At 51.1% G+C, this 22286-nt stretch carries 19 protein-coding genes; 17 read left to right on the top strand and 2 right to left on the bottom strand.

Annotated features, from left to right (window positions below; all coding sequences use genetic code 11):
• The first annotated feature begins 79 nt into the window (after positions 1-79).
• From LK536_RS34780 to hemZ, 3 genes are all read left to right on the top strand, one after another.
• Positions 80-2365, top strand: coding sequence for a RelA/SpoT family protein (locus tag LK536_RS34780; RefSeq protein WP_025484401.1), 2286 nt, complete (start codon positions 80-82; stop codon positions 2363-2365).
• A gap of 116 nt (positions 2366-2481) precedes the next feature.
• Positions 2482-3123 carry an MBL fold metallo-hydrolase gene (locus LK536_RS34775; protein ID WP_008723701.1) on the top strand — a complete coding sequence of 214 codons (642 nt, stop codon included), beginning with the start codon at positions 2482-2484 and terminating at the stop codon, positions 3121-3123.
• A gap of 16 nt (positions 3124-3139) precedes the next feature.
• The gene (gene hemZ, locus LK536_RS34770; protein WP_227794624.1) at positions 3140-4657 is read left to right on the top strand and encodes a coproporphyrinogen dehydrogenase HemZ; all 1518 of its coding nucleotides are present in this window, start codon (positions 3140-3142) and stop codon (positions 4655-4657) included.
• Positions 4658-4660: 3 nt separating this feature from the next.
• Here the strand turns inward: hemZ and LK536_RS34765 are convergent, their stop codons facing one another.
• Positions 4661-5557: a LysR family transcriptional regulator gene (locus LK536_RS34765; protein WP_227794623.1), complete on the bottom strand. Its 897-nt coding sequence runs from the start codon at positions 5555-5557 to the stop codon at positions 4661-4663.
• A gap of 95 nt (positions 5558-5652) precedes the next feature.
• Between LK536_RS34765 and LK536_RS34760 the strand changes: the two genes are divergently transcribed.
• The 12 genes from LK536_RS34760 to LK536_RS34705 all read left to right on the top strand — a co-directional run bounded on the left by LK536_RS34760 (position 5653) and on the right by LK536_RS34705 (position 17091).
• On the top strand, positions 5653-6369 hold the full coding sequence (locus tag LK536_RS34760; protein ID WP_120058468.1) for an AzlC family ABC transporter permease: 717 nt from the start codon (positions 5653-5655) through the stop codon (positions 6367-6369).
• Complete coding sequence (locus tag LK536_RS34755; RefSeq protein ID WP_008723708.1) at positions 6359-6673, top strand: branched-chain amino acid transport AzlD family protein; 315 nt, start codon at positions 6359-6361, stop codon at positions 6671-6673. Before LK536_RS34760 ends, LK536_RS34755 begins: the two co-directional genes overlap by 11 nt.
• A gap of 152 nt (positions 6674-6825) precedes the next feature.
• On the top strand, positions 6826-7785 hold the full coding sequence (locus LK536_RS34750; protein WP_227794622.1) for a uroporphyrinogen decarboxylase family protein: 960 nt from the start codon (positions 6826-6828) through the stop codon (positions 7783-7785).
• A gap of 85 nt (positions 7786-7870) precedes the next feature.
• The gene (locus tag LK536_RS34745) at positions 7871-9295 is read left to right on the top strand and encodes an ABC transporter substrate-binding protein (RefSeq protein WP_008723712.1); all 1425 of its coding nucleotides are present in this window, start codon (positions 7871-7873) and stop codon (positions 9293-9295) included.
• A gap of 154 nt (positions 9296-9449) precedes the next feature.
• Complete coding sequence (locus LK536_RS34740; RefSeq protein ID WP_025484396.1) at positions 9450-10319, top strand: carbohydrate ABC transporter permease; 870 nt, start codon at positions 9450-9452, stop codon at positions 10317-10319.
• Between the two features lie 12 nt (positions 10320-10331).
• Positions 10332-11174, top strand: coding sequence for a carbohydrate ABC transporter permease (locus tag LK536_RS34735; RefSeq protein WP_008723716.1), 843 nt, complete (start codon positions 10332-10334; stop codon positions 11172-11174).
• A gap of 299 nt (positions 11175-11473) precedes the next feature.
• On the top strand, positions 11474-12319 hold the full coding sequence (locus tag LK536_RS34730) for a tyrosine-type recombinase/integrase (RefSeq protein WP_227794621.1): 846 nt from the start codon (positions 11474-11476) through the stop codon (positions 12317-12319).
• A gap of 305 nt (positions 12320-12624) precedes the next feature.
• The gene (locus LK536_RS34725) at positions 12625-13092 is read left to right on the top strand and encodes a hypothetical protein (protein ID WP_227794620.1); all 468 of its coding nucleotides are present in this window, start codon (positions 12625-12627) and stop codon (positions 13090-13092) included.
• The gene (locus LK536_RS34720) at positions 13076-13345 is read left to right on the top strand and encodes a hypothetical protein (protein ID WP_008723735.1); all 270 of its coding nucleotides are present in this window, start codon (positions 13076-13078) and stop codon (positions 13343-13345) included. The genes LK536_RS34725 and LK536_RS34720 overlap by 17 nt, the downstream gene beginning before the upstream one ends.
• Before the next feature lie 252 nt (positions 13346-13597).
• Entirely contained in the window at positions 13598-14863 is a 1266-nt protein-coding gene (gene hisS, locus LK536_RS34715; RefSeq protein ID WP_025484383.1) for a histidine--tRNA ligase, read from the top strand.
• A 15-nt stretch (positions 14864-14878) separates the two neighbouring features.
• Entirely contained in the window at positions 14879-16687 is a 1809-nt protein-coding gene (aspS, locus tag LK536_RS34710; RefSeq protein ID WP_025484382.1) for an aspartate--tRNA ligase, read from the top strand.
• A complete protein-coding gene (locus tag LK536_RS34705) occupies positions 16684-17091 on the top strand; it encodes a VOC family protein (RefSeq protein ID WP_008723739.1) in 408 nt (135 codons plus the stop codon). The genes aspS and LK536_RS34705 overlap by 4 nt, the downstream gene beginning before the upstream one ends.
• Before the next feature lie 182 nt (positions 17092-17273).
• Here LK536_RS34705 and LK536_RS34700 read toward each other — a convergent pair whose 3' ends face one another.
• Positions 17274-19265 (bottom strand): sigma 54-interacting transcriptional regulator, encoded by a 1992-nt coding sequence (locus LK536_RS34700; RefSeq protein WP_120058475.1) that lies wholly within the window; start codon positions 19263-19265, stop codon positions 17274-17276.
• A gap of 265 nt (positions 19266-19530) precedes the next feature.
• Between LK536_RS34700 and LK536_RS34695 the strand changes: the two genes are divergently transcribed.
• Together LK536_RS34695 and LK536_RS34690 are read left to right on the top strand one after the other, a co-directional pair.
• Positions 19531-21171, top strand: a complete 1641-nt coding sequence (locus tag LK536_RS34695) for an ABC transporter substrate-binding protein (RefSeq protein WP_025484379.1) — start codon at positions 19531-19533, stop codon at positions 21169-21171.
• A gap of 145 nt (positions 21172-21316) precedes the next feature.
• Entirely contained in the window at positions 21317-22282 is a 966-nt protein-coding gene (locus LK536_RS34690) for an ABC transporter permease (protein WP_008723745.1), read from the top strand.
• Positions 22283-22286: the final 4 nt, after the last annotated feature.

Here is a 22286-nt window from a genome sequence, read left to right as displayed (position 1 = left end):
TTCCATCCTACCCTTGCTTTTTTACATAAAAAAAATTATAATGTATCTTGACTATCCATAGGAAAAGGTGACCGCAGATATGGCAGAAAAGGGAACAAAAGAAAAACTGGATATTGAACTGGAAGCTCCGGCGGACTTTACAAGCCCTGAAGAACTGTATCAGGACCTGATTAATACCATCCGTAAATACCATCCGTCCGATGATATTACCATGATTGAAAAAGCGTACAGGATTGCCAATGAGGCGCACAAGGAACAGAAGCGCAAGTCAGGCGAACCGTACATCATCCATCCGCTCTGTGTGGCCATTGTACTGGCCGACCTTGAGATGGATAAGGAAACCATTGCCGCTGGGCTGCTCCACGATGTGGTTGAGGACACAATCATGACCCTGGACCAGCTGACCAAGGAGTTCGGCTCCGAGGTTTCATTTTTGGTGGACGGGGTTACGAAGCTGACCCAGCTTAACTGGGACAAGGATAAGGTGGAAATCCAGGCAGATAACCTGCGCAAGATGTTCCTTGCCATGGCAAAGGATATCCGCGTCATCATCATCAAACTGGCTGACCGCCTGCACAACATGCGCACCGGACAGTACTGGAAGCCGGAGAAGCAGAAGGAAAAAGCCAGGGAGACCATGGAGATATATGCGCCCATTGCCGACAGGCTGGGTATTTCCAAGATTAAGATTGAACTGGATGACCTGTCGCTTAAATTCCTCAAACCGGATGTTTATTATGACCTGGTGGAAAAGGTAGACCTGCGCAAGGATGCCAGGGAGGCCTTTGTCCAGGAAATCGTGGATGAAGTTAAGAACCATATGAAGGAAGCTGGCGTGGACGCCACGGTTGGCGGAAGGGTGAAGCATTTCTTCAGTATCTATAAGAAAATGGTGAACCAGAATAAGACACTGGATCAGATATATGATTTATTTGCGGTAAGGATCATGGTGGATAACGTGAAGGACTGTTATGCGGCCCTGGGCGTGATCCACGAGATGTATAAACCTATCCCCGGGCGTTTTAAGGACTATATTGCCATGCCCAAGCAGAATATGTACCAGTCGCTGCACACCACCCTGATCGGCAGCAATGGGCAGCCCTTTGAGATCCAGATCCGCACCTATGAGATGCACCGGACAGCGGAGTATGGTATCGCGGCCCACTGGAAGTACAAGGAGAGCGGCAGCGGCCAGGTAGCGGCAGGCAGTGAGGAGGCAAAACTCAGCTGGCTGCGCCAGATACTGGAATGGCAGAGGGATACGGATGATTCCAAGGAATTCCTGAGCATGGTCAAGGGTGACCTGGACCTGTTTTCGGACAGCGTATACTGTTTTACCCCATCCGGCGATGTGAAGACGCTTCCCAGCGGTTCCACTCCTATTGATTTTGCATACTGTATACATAGTGCAGTGGGCAATAAGATGGTGGGGGCCAGGGTCAACGGCAAGCTGGTGCCCATAGAGTATGTAATCCAGAACGGCGACCAGCTGGAGATCATCACGTCCCAGAATTCCAAGGGGCCCAGCAGGGACTGGCTGAATATTGTCAAGAGCACCCAGGCTAAGAATAAGATTAACCAGTGGTTCAAGAACCAGATGAAGGATGACAATATCGTCCGGGGCCGTGATTCCATTGAGCGCTACTGCAAGGCCAAGGGGATTAACTGGTCTGAGATAAGCAAGCCCGAGTTCATGGAAAAGGTCATGAACCGTTACGCGTTTAAGGACTGGGATTCCGTCCTGGCGTCCATTGGGCACGGCGGCCTGAAGGAAGGCCAGGTCATTAACAAGATGCTGGAGGAGCGCGAGAAGAAATTAAAGCGCGAGATCACGGATGAGGATGTGCTCAACGGCATTGCGGACACGGCCGGACGTTCAGGCGAGGCAACGGTGCGCAAGTCCAAGAGCGGCATCGTGGTTAAGGGCATCCATGACCTGGCAGTGCGTTTTTCCAAGTGCTGCAACCCTGTCCCGGGAGATGAAATCGTGGGATTCGTAACCAGGGGCAGAGGCGTATCCATCCACCGCACGGACTGCATCAACATGATTAACCTGCCTGAGGATGAGCGGGGCAGGCTCATTGACGCGGAGTGGCAGATGGCCGAGGGCGCTACCAACAACGAGCAGTATTCCACGGAGATTAAGATATTTGCCAATAACAGGATTGGCATGTTTGCCGATATATCCAAGGTGTTCACGGAAAAACAGATTGACATCACCTCCATGAATGTGAGGACCAGCAAACAGGGCAAGGCAACCATCATCATGACGTTTGATATCCACGGCACGGAGGAACTGAACCGTCTTACGGATAAGATACGCCAGATTGAAGGGGTGCTGGATATTGAGCGTACTGCCGGGTGATGGGGATATGTCCGGCGATGCCTGATACAGCCAGGTGATGCCGGATATGTCCGGCGGCAGGCATCTGATGAAACGTACCCGCCAAAGACGGCTGCCATATGGAAAGGGGAACCGATATGAGTGATATGCGTGTTAAGACATGTGTGCTGGGAGCGGTAAGCACCAATTGCTTCCTGGTCTATCATGATACTACAAAGGAGGCCGTAATCATAGACCCGGCCGATAATGCACATTATATCCTGAATAAATGCAGTGAGCTGGGGATTTCACCCAGGGCAGTGCTTCTGACCCACGGTCATTTTGACCATATCATGGCGGCAGAGGATTTACGGCGCACATTCCACATTAAGATATATGCTTCTGAGACAGAGGACGCCATGCTGGCGGATGGGGGACTTAACATGTCGGGAAGCTGGGGCGGCATGCAGACCAGCTTCCACGCGGATGTGCTGTTAAAGGACGGGGATGAGCTGGATTTAATCGGATTTTGCTGGAAGGTGATAGAAACGCCGGGTCACACATCCGGGTCGGTTTGCTACTATGTTCCCGGGGAAGAGGTGGTCTTTGCAGGGGACACCCTGTTCTGCGAATCCTATGGGAGGACGGACCTTCCAACGGGAAGCAGCAGCCAGATTGTGGATTCCATCATAAACAAGGTATTCCATCTGCCGGACGATACCATGGTATATCCGGGACATGGGGAGACAACCACCATTGGCCATGAGAAGCAGAGCAACCCCATTGCATTTTACAGATAATGAAAGCAGGACTTATATGATTGGATTATTAATACAGGATAATGCATATGAACAGGACATCAGAGAACTTCTGATGTCCTTTTATCCGGGTGAAACCTATGCCCATGAGGTTAAGGATGAACTGGGATTTTATGTGGAGACAAGGCTGGGGCAGGGGGAAATCTCGGTCCTCATATGGGACAGGGACGGAGGCCGGGACGGGATGGACCAGGGCGGGGCCGCGGCCCTTCCGGCCGGACAAGGACCTGAGGAAGGGAATCCGGTATCATGGAAGCTGTCAGTGAGCCGTACCGGGGCATCCGACCTGTCCGACCACTCAGCAACCAAGAACGTGGTTAAGAAAATGTTCTACCAGATGCTTATGGAGCGCACGGGAACAGGGCTCCCCTGGGGGTCCCTCACAGGAATCCGTCCCACCAAGATTGCCCTTACCAGGCTGGAGGAGGGCTGGGATGAGGATGCTATCCGTTCCTTCATGAAAGAAACCTACATGGCCAGTGACGAGAAGATTAACCTGAGCATCGAGATTGCTGCCAGGGAAAAGAAGCTGCTTGAACCCCTGGATTATGAGCGGGGTTACAGCCTTTATGTGGGGATTCCCTTCTGTCCCACCACCTGCCTGTACTGTTCCTTCACCTCCTATCCCATCAGCAAATGGACGGGGCGCACAGGGCTTTACCTGGAGGCATTGTTCAAGGAACTGGAATACACCGCAGGGAAAATGAAGGGACGGCCTCTGGATACCATTTATTTTGGAGGCGGCACACCTACATCCCTTCCGGCGGAGGATATCCATGCTATCTTATGTAAACTGGAAGATCTTTTTGATACGGGACATGCCCTGGAATTTACCGTGGAGGCCGGGCGGCCGGACAGCATAACGGAGGAAAAGCTGAAGGTGCTGAGGAACCATGGCATCACCCGCATTTCCATTAATCCCCAGACCATGAACCAGAAGACCCTGGACCTGATTGGACGCCGCCATTCCGTGGAAATGGTTAAGGAGCGGTTTTGGATGGCAAGGGAGCTGGGCTTTGATAACATTAATATGGACCTGATCATGGGACTGCCTGAGGAGGATATGGACGATGTGCGCCATACACTTCATGAGGTAAAGGAGCTGGCGCCGGACTCCCTTACCGTCCATTCCCTGGCCATTAAGCGGGCTGCCCGCCTTAACATGTTCAGGGAACAGTACGGGGACCTGAAAATCAGCAATACGCCTGAGATGATTGACCTGAGCGCTGCCTGCGCCAGGGAGATGGGGATGGAGCCATACTATCTCTACCGCCAGAAGAACATGGCCGGTAATTTTGAGAATGTGGGATATTCCCTTCCTGGCAAGGCCTGCATCTATAACATCCTTATCATGGAGGAAATGCAGACCATTGCCGCCTGCGGCGCCGGAACCACCACCAAGGTGGTATTCCCGTCTGAAAACAGGCGGGAGCGGTGCGAGAACGTGAAGGAAGTGGAACAGTATATCAGCCGGATTGACGAGATGATAGGGCGCAAGGAGAAAATCCTCCTGTAATCCCTATATCTTAAAGTAGTCCAATATATAATCGATGAAATATCGGCTGGCTATGGGAAGCACCTTCTTGTTCTTGTACACAAGGGCCAGGGTGCGGGTGACTTCGGGATAGATGGGTTTTGTCACTATGTTCTGGTGATATCCTTCTAACACCAGGTCATAGAGGCTGGAGACGCCCAGGCCCTGTTCCACCATTGACATGATGGTGTAGTCATCCACCACCGTGTACTGTATGTTGGGGTTCAGCCCGTGCCGGTAGAAGGCGGACAGGGGGACGCTTAACTCCACCCCTTCATCCAGCAGGATGTAGGGCAGGGATGCCAGGGTCTTCAGTGAGATGGATTCCTCCCCTGCCAGATAGTGGTCCGGGGGAAGGACGGCCTGCATGCGGTCCGTACACAGGGGGATGATGGTAAGCCTGGAGGTGACGTCCGGGTTGGTGAAGCCAAAGTCAACGCTTCCCTCAGCCACCCACTGGCAGATGCTGGTGTAATCCCCCTGGCGCAGGATGAACTGCACGGAGGGGTACATTTTCTTAAAATCCTTTATGAATCTGGGGAGCCAGGTACGGCTGACGCTGGTAAATGTCCCGACGCGTATCAGGCCACGTTCAAGGCCCTGCATCTCCTGGCATTTCACATCCAATTCACGTCTGGCATTGCTGACGGACTGTATGTAAGGCAGATATTCCCTGCCGTCCGGCGTCAGCTCTGCGCCGGTCTTGGAGCGGAGGAACAGGGGGGTATTCAGCTCGTGTTCCAGCGTGCGTATCATCTGGCTCACGGCAGACTGGGTATAGCCTGACTCGGCCGCTGCCTGGGTAAAGCTGCCTGTTTCCACAATTCTTATAAACACATCGTATCGGTTCATGGGCTTCTCCTTTAATCGTTCCTTAAACATAAGACAACCTAATGTATCCATTATAAACTTTCGTTTTTCTTATTTCAATACCGGAGTTATAATAAAGCCATCACAAAATTTGAGTGGGAAAAACAATGGACACAAAGAATATGTTTTGGCTGAAAAAGGGAATACATGACGGGATACCCATTGCCCTGGGGTATCTGTCCGTGGGCTTTACCCTTGGCATCACGGCCCGGCACGCAGGGCTTACGCCCTTCCAGGCAACCATTACCAGCTTGTTCATGAATGCTTCGGCAGGGGAATTTGCAGGCTTTACCATGATTTCTGAGAAGGCCGGATATGTGGAGGCCGCAATCATGATGCTGATTATCAACGCCCGGTATCTCCTGATGTCATGTGCCCTGAGCCAGAAGCTGGGCAGCGGCGCGTCCGTGCTTCACCGCATGCTTATGGGATATGATGTCACGGATGAGATATTCGGCGCATCCATCATGGTCCCGGGAAAGCTGAACCCGCGCTATTATTATGGGATGATGCTTATATCCATGCCCGGCTGGGCAGCGGGGACATGTCTTGGCGTGGTTGCGGGGAACGCCCTTTCAGAGGGGATTGTAAGCGCCCTGGGTGTGGGGCTTTACGGAATGTTCCTGGCGGTAATCATACCTCCGGCTGCCAAGGAACGGGTTTTGGGCGTGCTGATTGCCATTTCCATGGCTGCCAGCTATGCCATGTCCATACTGTGCAGCGGTATCTCCCCGGGGACGCGTATCATGATGCTGACCATCATCATAGCAGGGGCTGCAGCCATACTGTTCCCCATCAAGGAGGAGAGGGAAGATGGAGCATAACGTATATATCTACATATTGGTCATGGGCGCGGCCACTTACCTGGTGAGGGCGGTTCCGCTGATTTTCATCCGGCATGAGTTAAAGAATACGCTGATCCGGTCATTTTTATATTATGTGCCGTATGTGACGCTGGCGGTGATGACATTTCCATCCATCCTGGGGGCCACCAGAAGCCCTGTGGCGGCCCTGGCGGCCCTGGTTACAGGAATCCTTGCCGCGCTGGGCGGAGGCGGGCTTCTGAAGGTGTCTGCGGCCTGCTGCATCGTGGTTTATATAAGTGAAAGGATTTTGCCTGTATTGTGAAAAACAACAAGGCATAAGTTGGGAAATGTGTCACAAATGGTCGAAATGCACATGAATAATTCCGAATATATTGAAAAATTCACATATCTGTGATATTATTTAAAAATGAAAAAAATATATTCGGTAAAATAAATATAAAGGAGTAAAGGGACGTGAAGAAGAGAGAACGAGTTTTTGCGGCAATGAAGAATCAGCCCGTGGATAAGATCCCCAGTTATTTTACCATGCATTTTCCAAGGGAAGTTGCGTTCGGCGAAGCAGCTGTGGAGGAACACCTCAAGTTTTTTAAGGAGGTAAATCCGGACATCCAGAAAATCATGAATGAGAACCTGGTTCCCAATATGGGGTCCATTAAGACGCCGGATGACTGGAAGTGCATCAGGAGCATTTCCCTGGATGACAGGTTCATGCAGGATGAGATTGAACTGGTGAAACGTGTGCTGGACCGGTGTGACATGGATGCCTATAACATCGGCACACTCCACGGCATCGTGGCCTCCACCATCCACCCCATTGAACCGGATTACGGTTATATGCCCGTAAGGCAGCTGCTGGTAAGCCACCTGCGCCAGAATAAGGCCCCGGTGCTGGATGCCATGAAGCGGATTGCCGACGGACTGTGCCAGCTGGCAGGGAAGTTCGTGGAGCTGGGACTGGACGGAATCCTGTATGCGGGTCTGGGCGGGGAGCGTTTCCTGTTTACGGACCAGGAGTTTGAAGAGTACATAATGCCGTTTGATAAGCAGATCATGAATGCATGTCTGGAGGCGGGAGGGAACAACATCCTGCATATGTGCAAGACCGATGTGAATTTTGACCGCTATAAGAGCTATAAGGGCCTTTATACCATTGCCAACTGGGGCGTGTATGAGGCGGGCCTGAGCCTGTCAGAGGGACGCCGGATATTCACGGACTGTGCCATCATGGGCGGGCTTTCCAACCATATGGGTCCGCTGATTGAGGGCACTGCGGATGAGATAAGGGAAGAGGTAAGGCGCGTGGTGGCTGAGGCCGGAAGGACCGGGTTTATCCTGGGCACGGACTGCACCATTCCCACAGGGACATCCTATGACCGCCTGAGGATTGCGGTGGATGCCCTGGAAGGGCTGTAAACACTATGTGGCAGCCGGATTCATGTAAGCAATATGATGTTAATATAAAAGCCATGGAAGACCATGGTGGGAGGGAGATTTTAATATGAAGAAACGATTTTTATCAGCAATCCTGATTGGCTCAATGGTGCTGTCGGCAACGGCCTGCGGCGGCGGTTCCGGTTCAGACAAGCCCGCGGATACGGCGGCGCCAAAGGAAACCCAGGCTCCGGCAGCCGAAGGAAGCAGCGAGGCGGCAGGAGAGGACAAGAAGGCGTATCCGGACGGCACCATGACCATTTACGCCTATGGGCAGCCCCAGTACCTGCAGATTTATTTTGACAACTGGCTGGAGCGCAACCGCGACATCGCGCCAGGCGTGAAGATTGAGATTGTCCAGACCAAGGATGTCAATGATGCCCGTGAGAAAATCAGCATGACATACCTGTCCGGAGCCATGGACGACCTGCCCACAGCAACCATGATAGACCCTGTCAGCCTCATTGACCTGGCAAAGGGCGGCATTGTGATGGATGTCACGGACGACATCTCGCCGCAGGTGCCGAATATGGTTGACGGCGCATGCAATGACGCAACCCTTGGCGGGAAGATTTACGGCTATCCTGATTCCGTGCGCCCGCAGCTGTTGTTCTATAACCAGAGGATTTTTGACAAGTACGGTGTTGACCCTGCACAGATGGAAACCATCGAGGGCTGGATTGAAGCCGGACGCCAGTTAAAGGAAAAGAGCAATGGCAGTACATACCTTTCCTACATTGACCCAACAAGCCGTACCTGGCGTTATTACGGACGCCGCGGCCTCATGCCTCAGGCGGACGCCCATATCTGGGATGACCAGGGCAATGTGGTCATCGGAAGCGACCCGGGGGCCAAGCTGGCATTTACCACGCTGGATACCCTTTGCCAGGAAGACCTGCTGTTTAAGTCAGCCATCCTGGAACCGCCAATGTATGATTCCATCCGGGAAGATAAGATTGCAACCTTCTATATCGGCGCATTCTGGGATGAGTTCCTGCGCCTGAACGTACCTGAGACAGCTGGTGACTGGCGTGTGATGAAAGCCCCTGTGTTCAAGGAAATCGGTACAGGCGGGGCGCCTGTTTCCCAGTACTGGGCAGTCATCAACAATCCGGATGATCCGTATACATCCCTGTTCCAGAAGCTGTGGTATGATTTCCAGTTTGACAATGACGCCCGTAAGGAATGGGTCAATGAGGTTGAGTCCCAGAACGGACCGTATGCCAACCCGGTAGCCCTTTCCATGCTGGAAGACCCATTCTGGAAAGAACCATCTGATTTCTACGGCGGCCAGTCCTTCAGGGAAATGGAAGGAAAGGGACTTGAGAACAGTTCCAAGAACCTGGTTGTGACGCCACAGGATGCGGAAGCAGACACCGTTATAAGCGCTGAGCTGGAAAAATATGTTGCAGGCGATCAGAGCATGGACGATGCGATTGCAAATATGCAGAAGAATCTGGAAGCGAAGATTGGAAAGGCAACAATCGAATAATGCTTTACCTTAGGGCAGACAGCTGGAATGTATGTTCAGACACGCCCCAGGAGATTTGACCTGAGGAGAGTTGGATGGCGCGGCACGGAGCAAGGCACTGAATCAATCCGTGCCGCGCCTGTTATATTTATATGAGAAGAAGGGGTGGCTAATCATGGCTAAATTTCTAAAACGGTACCGGTATCCTTATCTGTTCATCATGCCCTTTTTTATTCTGTTCCTGGTGTTTCAGCTGGTTCCCAATATCTGGACCGTGTATATCAGCCTGACAGAGTGGAACGGAATCGGGGAGCCGCGGTTCACCGGCGTGCAGAACTACAACATGCTTTTTAAGGATTATATGTTCTGGGATGCGCTTACGAACACGGTGATTTACTGGATTACAGGCGTCATACTGATCCTGGCCCTGGGGCTTCTGATATCGGGGCTGCTTAACTATAACAGGCTCAGGGGCAAGGCGTTTTTCAAAAGCGCTACCTATCTGCCTAATATCTGTGCCGTTATTGCCATGGGTATTATTTTCAGCATGCTGTTTGAGAAGAATACGGGCCTTATTAACGAGGTCATCTTTTCCATGGGCGGAAGCAAGGTGGACTGGCTTACAGGCACCAGATTTTCCAAGCTTCCGGTCATTGCGCTGAACGTGTGGAGGAATACCCCGTGGTTTACCATGATACTGCTCTCCGGACTGCTCAATATATCGCCTGAGTATTATGAGGCGGCAAAAGTGGATGGGGCCAATGCGTTCCAGCGCTTTTTCAAGATTACGCTGCCCTCCCTGTCCAACGTCATGTTTTTCTGTTTCATCACACTGACTGCTGACAGCTGGAAGATATTCAACGAGCCATTCATGCTGCAGGGACCTGGCACGTCCAACGTATCCTTGTTCCAGTACATGTATGAGTCTGGTTTCAATGTGTTTAAGCTGGGATATGCAAGTGCAATCGGCTGTATGCTGACGCTTATCCTGCTGATTGTTTCCATTATCCAGTTCATCATACGCATGAAACAGGGCGAAGTATAAGGAGGTGGGTGTATGGGTTACAGAACAAGAAGGCAGCTGGTGGATATACTGGTACATACGCTGCTTATCATCATAGTCATATTTTCCATGTTCCCAATCATATGGATGTGCTTGATTGCGCTCAAAGGGGCGGGGGAGAGCGTCAGCGGATTCAACTCCCTGATTCTCAGGAATCCTTCCCTTGGGAACCTGAAACGTCTTTTTGAACTGCTTCCTAATTTCTGGAAGAACTTTTATAACAGTGTGTTCACTACATTTTTCGGCACGGTCACGTCCCTGTTTTTCTGCTCCCTGGCTGGTTTTGCATTTGCAAAATATAAGTTCCCGGGCAATAAGACGTTGTTTTATTTCTGCGTGGCAACCATGCTGATCCCGCCTGAGGTTGGTTCAATCCCCATGTTCCTGGTCATGAGGAAGATGGAGCTGATTAACAGCCTGTGGTCCCTGGTCATCCCAAGGATGGCAACTGCAATCGGTATCTTCTACATGAGACAGTACATCATGGATGTGCCGGATGAAATCATCGAATCGGCCCGCATAGACGGCTGCCATGATTTTAAGATTTATACCAGCATCGTCATGCCCATTATCAAGCCCGCGCTGGCTTCCTGGGGCATCCTGACCGTCATAGCCAGATGGAATGACTTCTTCTGGCCCCTGATTTTCCTTCGCAAGAGCGAGAAATACACCCTGATGGTGGCAATCACCATGCTCCCCTTCAGCGAGGGCATGTCCACGCCGTGGCCTGTCACCATGGCCGGAACCGCCCTGGCAACCCTGCCGGTCATTGTTATTTTCATTGTGCTGCAGGCGTTCATGAAGGATGGGCTGACTTTGGGGGCGGTGAAAGGGTAGGTGTGCCTGGTGCGGCCTGGATTTAGGTTGAGGATGGATTGAGATTGGTCTAAGGATATAAGGGCAGCATGACTCATAGGAGGTTATGCTGCTTTTTGGATATTGTATATAAACAGGGAAGAAGCACACCGGATACTAAAAATCATCCGGTGTCTTTTATTTTTCACGCCTGTCTTTTCCATACCTCCCCCTCCTGGAGTCCGCATCCGGTTTTCCTCCAGCCATTCGTATAATCATTTTATTTTGGGCAATATAAGTATAAAATGGATTATTACGATAATGCAAAAAGGAGGATTTATATGCAGGAAAACAAAATAATCAAGAATGATATACTTGATTTTAAAAAGTATCTGATTAACATGGAACGCTCTGCACGGACCATTGACAAGTATTGCAGGGATGTTGCGGCTTTTATACAATATCTTTCTCCTGGGGAAATGGTGACCAGGGAAAAAGTCATAGAGTATAAAAGCTATCTGCAGGGGTCTTACAAGGTATCAAGCGCCAACTCCATGCTGGCTGCGCTGAACTGCTTTTTTCATTATAAGAACTGGGACAGGTACAGGGTAAGCCAGTTCAAGGTACAGCGGCATCTGATGGGAGGTGAGGAGCGCAGGCTTACCAAGGAAGAGTATGCCAGGCTGGTGACAACAGCCCTGTATCTGGATAATCAAAGACTGGCCATGATTATGGAAACCATAGGAAATACGGGGATATGCATAAGTGAACTGCCTTTCATCACGGTAGAAGCCCTGGATGCGGGGCGGGTGGAAATATATAATAAAGGAAAATTCAGAACCATCTTCCTGATAGAGAAACTGCGGTGCCGCCTGCGCGGATATTGCCGTGAGAACGGCCTGACTTCCGGCCCCGTGTTTGTCACGTCGGGAGGTATGGCCGTAAACCGCAGCAATATATGGGCGGAGATGAAGCGGCTGTGCATAAAGGCCGGTATCCCGGAACAGAAGGTATTTCCCCACAATCTCAGGCATCTGTTTGCCTATACCTATTATGGGGTTGATAAGGACCTGGTCCATCTGGCAGATATACTGGGGCACTCAAGTGTTGAGACTACCAGGATTTATACTATTTCCACAGGGGAAGAGCAGCAGGAGGCCATGCAGAAAATGGAAATGATTATATGAAAAACAGGAACGACATAATACATATTATGTCGTTCCTGGATTTAGGGACAAAAGTACGATACGCATGATAATTAAGATATATAGAAGCATATCCGTTAACGGATACGAAATAAATATTGTCTGACATTCATTTTGTGGTATAATGTATTTATGAATTTTAGTTCACAGCATAGGATTTAAGCTGGTTTTCTCTGTTTTAAAACATAATATGTATTATGTCGTAAAGCAGGCTGTCCGGCTGATGTAAAGTAATACTCAGCCACGCTCTGAAGGAAAGGAAGGATTATATGGAGGATAGGGAGATAATGAATGGTAATGGAATGAAAAAAGAGACAGGCGGACAGGACAGTCCACAGTGTGGAACTGCCACTCAGCAGTGTGGAACCGTCAATCCGCAGTGTGGAACTGCCACTCAGCAGTGTGGAACTGTCAATACGCAGTGTGGAACTGCCAATCAGCAGTGTGGCACCGCCAGTCCGCAGAGTGGCACCACCGGTCTGCTGGAAGACCTGGCCGCGGGTCTTGAGTGCATGTACCTGTCAGACCTCAGGTACGGGTATAGCCAGTCCGCCCTGCGTTTCGTGCTGCCCCACATAAATCCGGGGAAGTACAGTACCGGGGAATGGAACCAGGCGGCCGGATATATCATGGGAACGGCCTGCGCCTATCCGGACGGCGAGGCGGCGAGGGAAGCCCTTGTGGCATTTTCGAGGAAAAAGGCTGACGACAGGATGTACGGGAGCCGGGAGGACTGGTATGGAAACAGGGACTGATAGAATCCAGGTGTGCGTCCGGCTCAAAACAAATGAGGAGGACAGCCTGTGCGGGATTGCCTCTGTCAGGATATGTGACGGGATTACCATATGCGGCATCAGGATTTATTACTGCAGGGAGAGATTGAGTGTGGTTTATCCATACCTGGTAAACGGAAAGAAAAGGCTTCCGGTCCTGGTGCTTGGCAAAACGGCGAAGGAACGGCTGACAGCCCTGATTCTGGACGCGTATGAATATGAGCGCCTTAAATGATATGGATGCCCCAAATACTATGGATGCCCCAAATGATATGGATGCCCCAAATGATATGGATGCCCCAAATACCATGGGTGCCCCAAGAACCATGGATGCCCCAAATAAGGGATAGACATGCCAAAATTCTTCGATTCAATGGTTAATTTGTGTGAAATACATCTTATTTCCTCAAAACACTTGCAAAATCGTGAAAGTTAATTAAAATATATGTATTGACTAAAATCAGAACGATAGAATGGGAGAATGCATATGGCATTGGCGAAGAAACCGGTTACCGGAATGAAGGATATCACTCCTGCGGAAATGCAGATCCGCGAATATGTGATGAATCAGATTAAGGAGACATACAGGGGATTTGGGTTTTCACAGATAGAGACTCCCTGCGTGGAACATATAGAGAACCTGACCAGCAAGCAGGGCGGGGATAATGAGAAGCTTATCTTCAAGATCCTGAAAAGGGGGGACAAGCTGAACCTGGAAGCCGCCGGGGGCGAGAATGACCTGACGGACAGCGGGCTGCGCTATGACCTGACCCTTCCTCTTTCGCGCTATTATGCGAACAATGCGGCGAACCTGCCAAAGCCCTTTAAGGCATTGCAGATGGGCAGCGTGTGGCGCGCCGACAAGCCCCAGAGAGGGCGTTTCCGCCAGTTTGTCCAGTGCGATATCGATATCCTGGGCGATGCCACCAGCCTTGCTGAGATAGAACTGATCCTGGCCACCACCACGGCCCTGGGTAAGATCTGCCCGGACAATGGATTCACGGTGAGGATCAACGACAGGGAAATCCTGCGAGGCATGGCACTGTTTTGCGGGTTCCCGGAGGAATCCATGGACCAGGTATTCATTATCCTGGACAAGATGGATAAGATTGGCTTTGAGGGCGTGGAAAAGGAACTTCTGGAATCGGGATACCGGAAGGAAAGTGTTGACACATATCTGGACATGCTTAAGAATGTCACAAAGGACGCAGCAGGTGTGCGGGCGCTGGGCGACAGGCTTAAGGAAATCATGCCGTTGGAGGTAAGTGAGAACCTGGCCCACATCATGGACACGGTCACTGAGGTGGCGGAAGCTGAGTTCGGACTGGAATTCGATCCCACCCTGGTACGCGGGATGTCCTACTATACAGGAACCATTTTCGAGGTATCCATGGAAGGCTTTGGCGGCTCTGTTGCCGGAGGGGGACGGTATGATAAGATGATTGGCAAGTTCACGGGCATGGAGACACCGGCCTGCGGGTTTTCCATTGGATTCGAGCGTATTGTAACCATTCTTCTGGATAATGGGTTTGAAGTGCCGGGCGCATCGGATAAGAAAGCATTCCTCTTTGAAAAGGGTGTGGACAGCGCTGCATTGGCCGGTGTGATCCGTGAAGCCATGGCAGAGCGGAGAAAAGGCGTCCAGGTCCTGGTTGCCCAGATGAATAAGAATAAGAAGTTCCAGAAGGAACAGCTTAGTAAAGAGGGATACACTGACTTTAAGGAATTCTACAAGGAAAGCCTGAAGAAATAAAAAGGAGATAATATCATGGCAGAATCAATGATGGGTTTAAAGCGGACCCACAGATGTACAGAAGTAACAACCGCTGATATCGGCCGGGAAGTGACCGTTATGGGATGGATCCAGAAGAGCAGGAATAAGGGCGGGATCATATTCGTGGATTTACGCGACCGTTCCGGTATCCTGCAGATCATATTCGAAGAGAGTGACTGCGGTGCAGAAAACTTTGCAAAGGCAGAGAAGCTGAGAAGCGAGTTCGTGGTTGCCGTCACTGGCCGTGTGGAAGCGCGTTCCGGCGCTGTTAATGAAAATCTGGCCACAGGCGCCATTGAAGTAAGGGCGCACTCCATGAGGGTGCTGGCAGAGTCTGAGACACCGCCTTTCCCCATTGAGGAAAATTCTAAGACCAAGGAGGAGCTTCGTCTTAAGTACCGTTTCCTGGATCTTAGAAGACCGGATCTCCAGAGAAACCTGATTACCAGAAGCAGGGTGGCAACCCTTACCAGGGCATTCCTGGCAGAGGAAGGATTTCTTGAGATTGAGACACCGACCCTGATTAAGAGCACGCCTGAGGGCGCCCGCGACTATCTGGTGCCAAGCCGCGTGCATCCGGGTTCCTTTTATGCGCTCCCCCAGTCACCCCAGCTGTTTAAGCAGCTGTTGATGTGTTCAGGTTATGACCGTTATTTCCAGCTGGCACGGTGCTACAGGGATGAGGATCTGAGGGCGGACCGCCAGCCTGAGTTTACACAGATTGACATGGAGCTTTCCTTTGTGGATGTGGATGATGTGCTGGATGTGAACGAGCGTCTTTTACAGAAGCTGTTCAAGGAAATCTGTAACTTTGACGTACAGCTGCCCATTCAGCGCATGACCTGGAGGGAGGCCATGGACCGCTATGGCTCTGATAAGCCGGACCTGCGTTTTGGCATGGAGCTTAAGAATGTGTCCCAGGTTGTGAAGGACTGTGAATTTGTAGTGTTTAAGGGCGCTCTGGAGAACGGCGGTTCCGTCCGCGGCATTAACGCAGAGGGACAGGGCCATATGCCAAGGAAGAAGATTGACGCCCTGGTGGAGTATGCCAAGGGATTCGGTGCCAGGGGCCTTGCCTATGTGGCGATTGCAGAGGACGGTTCCTTTAAGTCCTCCTTTGCCAAGTTCATGAAGGATGAGGAGATGAAGGCCCTGATTGCCGCCATGGACGGAAAGCCAGGTGACCTGTTGCTGTTTGCGGCTGACAGGGATAAGGTTGTATTTGATGTGCTGGGCAACCTGCGTCTGGAGCTGGCAAGACAGCTGGACCTGTTAAAGAAGGATGACTTTAAGTTCCTTTGGGTAACGGAGTTCCCGTTACTTGAATATTCAGAAGAGGAAGACCGCTATGTAGCCATGCACCATCCATTTACCATGCCCATGGATGAGGATATACAGTATATTGATACGGATCCGGGACGTGTGCGCGCCAAGGCTTATGATATCGTGCTGAACGGTGTTGAGATGGGCGGAGGTTCTGTCCGTATCCATCAGGCGGATATCCAGTCCAAGATGTTTGAGGTGCTGGGCTTTACGCCGGAGCGCGCCAATGAGCAGTTCGGTTTCCTGTTAAGCGCATTTAAGTACGGTGTGCCGCCCCACGCCGGCCTGGCTTACGGCCTGGACCGCGTTGTCATGCTGATGGTGGGCGCTGACAGTATCCGTGACGTTATCGCATTTCCTAAGGTTAAGGACGCATCCTGCCTTATGACGGAAGCGCCGGGCGAGGTGGATGAGAAGCAGCTTCAGGAGCTGGGGATTGAGATTGCGGCTGAGGAAGCTGTCGGGGTAGAACCAAAATGAGATTAGGGGCAATCGTATTAGATAGTGATAATATTGAAGAGTTGTCTGATTTTTACGCAGCAATGTTAGGGTGGACAAAAAGCAGCCAGATTCAAGATGGAGAAAAGTGGATTACTGTAACAAAAGAGGATTACAGTGAAACGCCCTTATTATTTCAAGAAAACCCTGAATATAAAAAACCAAAATGGCCGTCAACCAAAGAAGAGCAGCAGCAGATGATACATTTGGATTTTTATGTCCGCATGGATGAATATGAAAGTAAAATAGAACATGCAGTTAAGTGCGGGGCAAACATGATGGAATGTCAATTTTCAGATAGCTGGAAAGTAATGACGGATATTTCAGGCCATCCCTTTTGCATGATTCCAATACCAGACGATATATATGAACAGAGGTATGGTTAAATCAGCAGCACAGACAATGAAATGAAGATGAGAATGTCCACAGGGACAGGCAACGCGCCTGTGGACATTCTCATTTTACTTTTAAATATCCTGTTGTCCGGATTGCTATATGCTACCTCAGCCTGCCGCCGCCATCCACATAATAGCCGTCCGGCGTCTGCCGGTCTGCATACATGGCGCTGTTACCCCCGGCTTATGAGGATTCCCAGTTCCGTGGCCTCACATCCGCCCCTGGTGCGGTGGACCTTGATATATCCTGCATCCGCCAGCTTCCTTAAGACCGTGCGGATCTTTCCTTCCGTCAGGCTGACGCCCTGTTTCCTCAGCTGCTCCATGACCGTGCTGCGGCCGATGCGGGGATGGGAGATGATCAGGGAGAGGATGTGTTTTTCTGTCACGTCAAGGGAGGTCTGACGGCTCAGTATCTGGTTCAATATGTAGCCGGGCAGGTCGCCCAGGGGGATGGGTTCCCGCTGGTAGATGCATGAGAAGTAATTGCTCAGGTTGTGTATCTCCTGTGCGTTGCCCGGCCAGTCGTACTGCTTCAGGAAGGCTGTCAGGTTGCCTGTCAGCACGTCCTCCATGACAAGGGAGGGGTCCTTGAAGGCATCCCTGAGGAAGTTATTCAGCAGGAGGGGGATATCGTCCCTGCGCTGCCGGATCGGCACCGTGTTCAGGGAAAATGTGTTCAGAAGGAAGAACAGGTCATCTAAGAAACGCCCCTCCAGCACCAGGCTGTATAAATCCGTGGTAGTGGTTGCTATCATCCGCACATCCAATGACAACGGCCCGGAACTGCCGATCGGCATATAATATCCATTCTGAAGCACGTTCAGCAGCAGCTGCTGCGTCTGCAGGGCAGTGTGCTGGATTCCGTTAATAAGCAGTGTCCCACGGCATGCGGCCTGGAAGGCCCCAATATGCCGCCTGGTCCCAAGGGATGCATTTTCCTCAGTCCCCAAAAGCTCCGCCTCAATGCCGGATGGATTCAGGGATGAGAAGTTCAGGGAAATGAAAGGTCCGTCATGCCGTCTTGAATTGCGGTGGATGGCCTGGGCCAGCATTTCCTTTTCCGTGCCGCTTTCCCCCTGGATGATGACCGGGAAATCATTGAGGGATATCCTGCGGGCCGTGTCAAGAAGATGGGACTGGGTAGGGTTCCTGGTAATCATGTTGTTGAAGTCATACAAGGGCCTGGCGCGGAACGGGAAAGCGGTTCCCGAGGACCCGGACGCCTGCTCCTCACAGACGGAAGCATGCATCAGGTATAACTCGGCCTTGGGATTCAGGCTGAACTTCTGGAACCACAGGCGTATGCGCCCGTGCCCCGGCTGGCTGATGATGGTTTCCCTTGTGTTGGGGAAATCGTAATCAATCCCGTAGGAACGCAAAAGCGCACAGAAATCACAGCCGGACAGGTTCTTCTCCTTAAATCCTGTCAGCTTGCGGAAGGGCTGGTTCACCATCTTGATCATCCCGCTTTCATCCAGAAGGCAGAATCCTTCGGATACATTGTCAAGGATCATCTGGGTAATCTGTTTCATATCCAGGGCGTGGCTCAGCTGCTGGTTGGAGAGCTTTAATACCTGTACGATGTGGCTCATATAATTCCTGGTCACCTCGTCGGCCAGGCTGGTGGGCAGATGGAAGCAGGCAATGATTTCGTTGATGGTGGAGATATCCACTACCCGGTTGCCGATGTCGATGACCGTGGTGAGGGTGGAAGGAACCAGGTGCAGCTCCCCGGGGGTAACCCCGTAATGGATACTCTCATCCGGGTTGGTGCAGCCAGGATACCAGGGAAGGAAATGGTATTGGGAGAAACCGAATTCCTGGAGCTGTAATATGACCTCGTCCGCGTTGTTTTCCGTATCATTGATCAGATAGACGGAGGAGCCGGGAGGAATCTGGAGGATCTTGTGAAGATAGGTATGGTTGAACGTGCGCATGCAGACCAGCTGGTATACATGTTCAGGAATCGGATAAGGCAGATTATCCTTTATGTTTTCCGTGGAAAGCAGGATACAGTCCGCATGGTCCAGGATCTCGGGGGTGATATCAGCGCCCCTGGCGGACTGGATGGTCAGGTACTGGTTAAAAATAGAGGACAGATAGGACGAGATTCCTATTTTTGCCACCGGATTGTTGGTTAATATCAGTAATTTCTTTTTCATGCAAATGCCTCCTGTATATTAGGTTGATTATATCCCATAAAAATAATTTAAACAACCTAATACGTTAATAAAATAAGAAATACAGGAAAGTAATAAGGTTTTTATCCCATAGGATTTGACAGCGGTACGTTAATTCATTAAAATTTAAGGAAAGCAAGGCGCTTTTTCGTACGATGCAGGTGCGCCCTTGCTTTTTCTTTATCATCAGGAAGTGATGGGGATAGGAAGAAGGGCAGTTGATTTTAAGAAAAGGAGGAGTATTAGAATGAAAAAAAGAACATTATCTTTATTGGTTGCTGCAGCAATCACTGCAGGATGTCTTGCAGGCTGCGGCGGGGGAACCACCGGCACCACCACAGCAGCAGGAACAGGGGGGACAAACGGAGCACAGGCAGATGCAGGCGCCTCACAGGACAGCGCCTCAGGAAAGGACAGCCTGGTAATCGCCATGGCCTCGGATATCCTGTCCATGGATCCATATAAATATGACGAGGGACCCACCAACCAGGTGATGCTTCATATATATGAGGCGATGTTGATGCAGGACGCGGATATGAAGTTCCAGCCATGTCTGGCTGAGAGCTGGGAGACTTCCGACGATGGCCTGACCTGGACCTTCCACCTGAGGGAAGGCGTTAAGTTCCATGACGGCGAGGAGATGGACTCCGCTGACGTGCTGGCCTCCATAAAAACAGCTATGAACCCGGACTCCCCATCAGCCTTCAGCGGCTACACCAGTACCTTTTCAAAGGTTGAGGCGCCGGATGCACATACAGTCACCATTACCACCGACACACCCAACCCCCTGATGCTGTTCCATGTGGCTCAGATTTACGTGCTGAAACAGGAAAATGTAGAAGGAAAAACAGAGGAAGAAATCTCTGATGTGGTAGTGGGCACAGGACGTTATAAATTTGTGGAGCAGGTTAAGGAGGACCATCTGGACTTAACGGCGAACGAGGATTACTGGGGCGAGGTGCCGGAGATTAAGAATGTACGGTTCCGTCCCATCACCAATGAGGCGACCAGGACAGCCACCATGCTGACCGGGGAAGTGGATTTCACCATTGATATCTCCGTGCGTGATATCGACAGGCTGGATGGTACGGACGGCATCAGCGTGTTAAGGCAGCAGGGCCTGAGGGAGATTTACCTGAACCTGGACAGCCGTGAGGATTCACCCCTGTTCCCAGGACAGAAGAACCCCATGTCAGACCCCAAGGTCAGACAGGCCATGTACCTTGCCATTGATGAGGACACCATCATCAAGAATATCATGAACGGATGCGCATTTGAAATGAATTCCATCATCCCGGAAAACTATGTGGGATATACCCCGGTGGAGCGTGAGAAATATGACCCTGAAAAGGCAAAGCAGCTGCTGGCCGAGGCCGGATACCCGGATGGCTTTGAAGTGACCCTGGATGCGTCCAATGACCGTTATATGAACGATGAGCAGATTGCCCAGGCGGTTGCAGGATTCCTGGAGAAGGTGGGAATTAAAGTCAACCTGAACCTGATGCCGAAATCCAATTTCTTTACCTACATCAAACCTGCGGAGAATAAATCCATGCTGCTTCAGACCGGATGGGCGGATGCTTCCGGCGACGGCCTGTCCCTGCTGCACGACATGCTCCGCACATATGACAGGGAATCCGGGCAGGGCACTGTTAACAGGGGACACTACTCCAATGCGGAGGTGGATGCCCTTATCAGCGAGGCATTTAATGAATTTGACGATGCCAGGAGAGGCGAACTGGTAGCAAAGGCAGAAAAGATTGCAAGGGATGATTATGCGTACATCCCGCTGCACTTTGAGCAGGATACATATGCAATCAAGGATACCCTTAACTATACTCCAAGAATGAACAAGTATGTGCTGGCCTGGGAATTTTCCTACAAATAAGGGATTTGGCACCGGGGCGTGTCTGGATTCCCAAACAGGCCCTGGATTAAGACGGTAAGAGGGACTGCTGCAAAACAGGAAACCTATTTTTTGCAGCGGTTCCCTTTTTGTAATCCGGCCCATGATAAAGACGAGGTGAATCAGAGTGTTAAAATATATTGTTAAGCGGTTTGTGCAGATGATAGTGGTTCTGTTTGTGGTCTCCATACTGGTATTCATGCTGACGAATTTCATCGGGGACCCGGTGGACATGCTGGTGCCGGAAAATGCAACAGTGGAACAGGTGGAATCAGCGCGGGCAAGGCTGGGCCTTAATAAGCCCCTTCCCGTACAGTATGGCATTTTCTTAAAGGATGTGCTGCACGGTAATTTCGGCAAGTCCTACACCTATGGAAAACCAGCCATGGGCCTGATCATGGAGCGTATGCCCGCAACCCTTGAACTGGTTGCCATAGCAGCCCTTCTGGTGCTGTTCATTGCCATACCCCTGGGCGTTTATGCGGGGGCTTATCCCAAACGCAGGAGCAGCAGGATCATCATGTCGGGTTCCATATTGGGGATTTCCCTTCCCTCCTTCTGGGTGGGCATGATGATGATTTATATCTTTGCGGTCATGCTGAGGGCGCTGCCGGCATCGGGGCGCGGGAACACGGTAAATGTGCTGGGGGTTAATTTAAGCGTGTTTGCACCGGGAGGGCTGCGTTTCCTCATCCTTCCGGCCGTGACGCTGGCCCTTACCAATGTGGCCACGACCCTGCGTCTTACCAGGTCCGGAATCATGGAAAACATGCGCCAGGATTATATTAAGTTTGCAAGAGCCAAGGGGGTGTCCTCCAGAAGCCTGCTTTTCGGGCATGCCTTAAAGAATGCCCTGATTCCGGTCATCACCATCTTTGGCATGGATCTGGGCAATATGATTGCTTTCACCACCATCACTGAGACCATCTTTGCCTGGCCCGGCATGGGTAAACTTCTGATTGACGCCATCAACAAATCAGACCGTCCCATAATCGTGGCGTATCTCATGACGGCTGCCTGTATGTTCGTGGTGCTGAACTTTGTGGTGGATCTTCTCTATACATTGGTTGATCCGAGAATAGAATTGAGGTGATGAC

The organism is Clostridium pacaense (assembly GCF_020709765.2).
GTDB lineage: Bacteria > Bacillota > Clostridia > Lachnospirales > Lachnospiraceae > Enterocloster > Enterocloster hominis.
Note: the sequence above shows the minus strand (reverse complement) of the source record. Positions and strands in the feature narration are given on the sequence as shown.

Coding starts and splice junctions, on each gene's coding strand:
- LK536_RS34780 (WP_025484401.1), top strand. CDS start 80: ATGGCAGAAAAGGGAACAAAAGAAAAACTGGATATTGAACTGGAAGCT.
- LK536_RS34775 (WP_008723701.1), top strand. CDS start 2,482: ATGAGTGATATGCGTGTTAAGACATGTGTGCTGGGAGCGGTAAGCACC.
- hemZ (WP_227794624.1), top strand. CDS start 3,140: ATGATTGGATTATTAATACAGGATAATGCATATGAACAGGACATCAGA.
- LK536_RS34765 (WP_227794623.1), bottom strand. CDS start 5,557: ATGTTTAAGGAACGATTAAAGGAGAAGCCCATGAACCGATACGATGTG.
- LK536_RS34760 (WP_120058468.1), top strand. CDS start 5,653: ATGGACACAAAGAATATGTTTTGGCTGAAAAAGGGAATACATGACGGG.
- LK536_RS34755 (WP_008723708.1), top strand. CDS start 6,359: ATGGAGCATAACGTATATATCTACATATTGGTCATGGGCGCGGCCACT.
- LK536_RS34745 (WP_008723712.1), top strand. CDS start 7,871: ATGAAGAAACGATTTTTATCAGCAATCCTGATTGGCTCAATGGTGCTG.
- LK536_RS34740 (WP_025484396.1), top strand. CDS start 9,450: ATGGCTAAATTTCTAAAACGGTACCGGTATCCTTATCTGTTCATCATG.
- LK536_RS34735 (WP_008723716.1), top strand. CDS start 10,332: ATGGGTTACAGAACAAGAAGGCAGCTGGTGGATATACTGGTACATACG.
- LK536_RS34730 (WP_227794621.1), top strand. CDS start 11,474: ATGCAGGAAAACAAAATAATCAAGAATGATATACTTGATTTTAAAAAG.
- LK536_RS34725 (WP_227794620.1), top strand. CDS start 12,625: ATGAATGGTAATGGAATGAAAAAAGAGACAGGCGGACAGGACAGTCCA.
- LK536_RS34720 (WP_008723735.1), top strand. CDS start 13,076: ATGGAAACAGGGACTGATAGAATCCAGGTGTGCGTCCGGCTCAAAACA.
- hisS (WP_025484383.1), top strand. CDS start 13,598: ATGGCATTGGCGAAGAAACCGGTTACCGGAATGAAGGATATCACTCCT.
- aspS (WP_025484382.1), top strand. CDS start 14,879: ATGGCAGAATCAATGATGGGTTTAAAGCGGACCCACAGATGTACAGAA.
- LK536_RS34705 (WP_008723739.1), top strand. CDS start 16,684: ATGAGATTAGGGGCAATCGTATTAGATAGTGATAATATTGAAGAGTTG.
- LK536_RS34700 (WP_120058475.1), bottom strand. CDS start 19,265: ATGAAAAAGAAATTACTGATATTAACCAACAATCCGGTGGCAAAAATA.
- LK536_RS34695 (WP_025484379.1), top strand. CDS start 19,531: ATGAAAAAAAGAACATTATCTTTATTGGTTGCTGCAGCAATCACTGCA.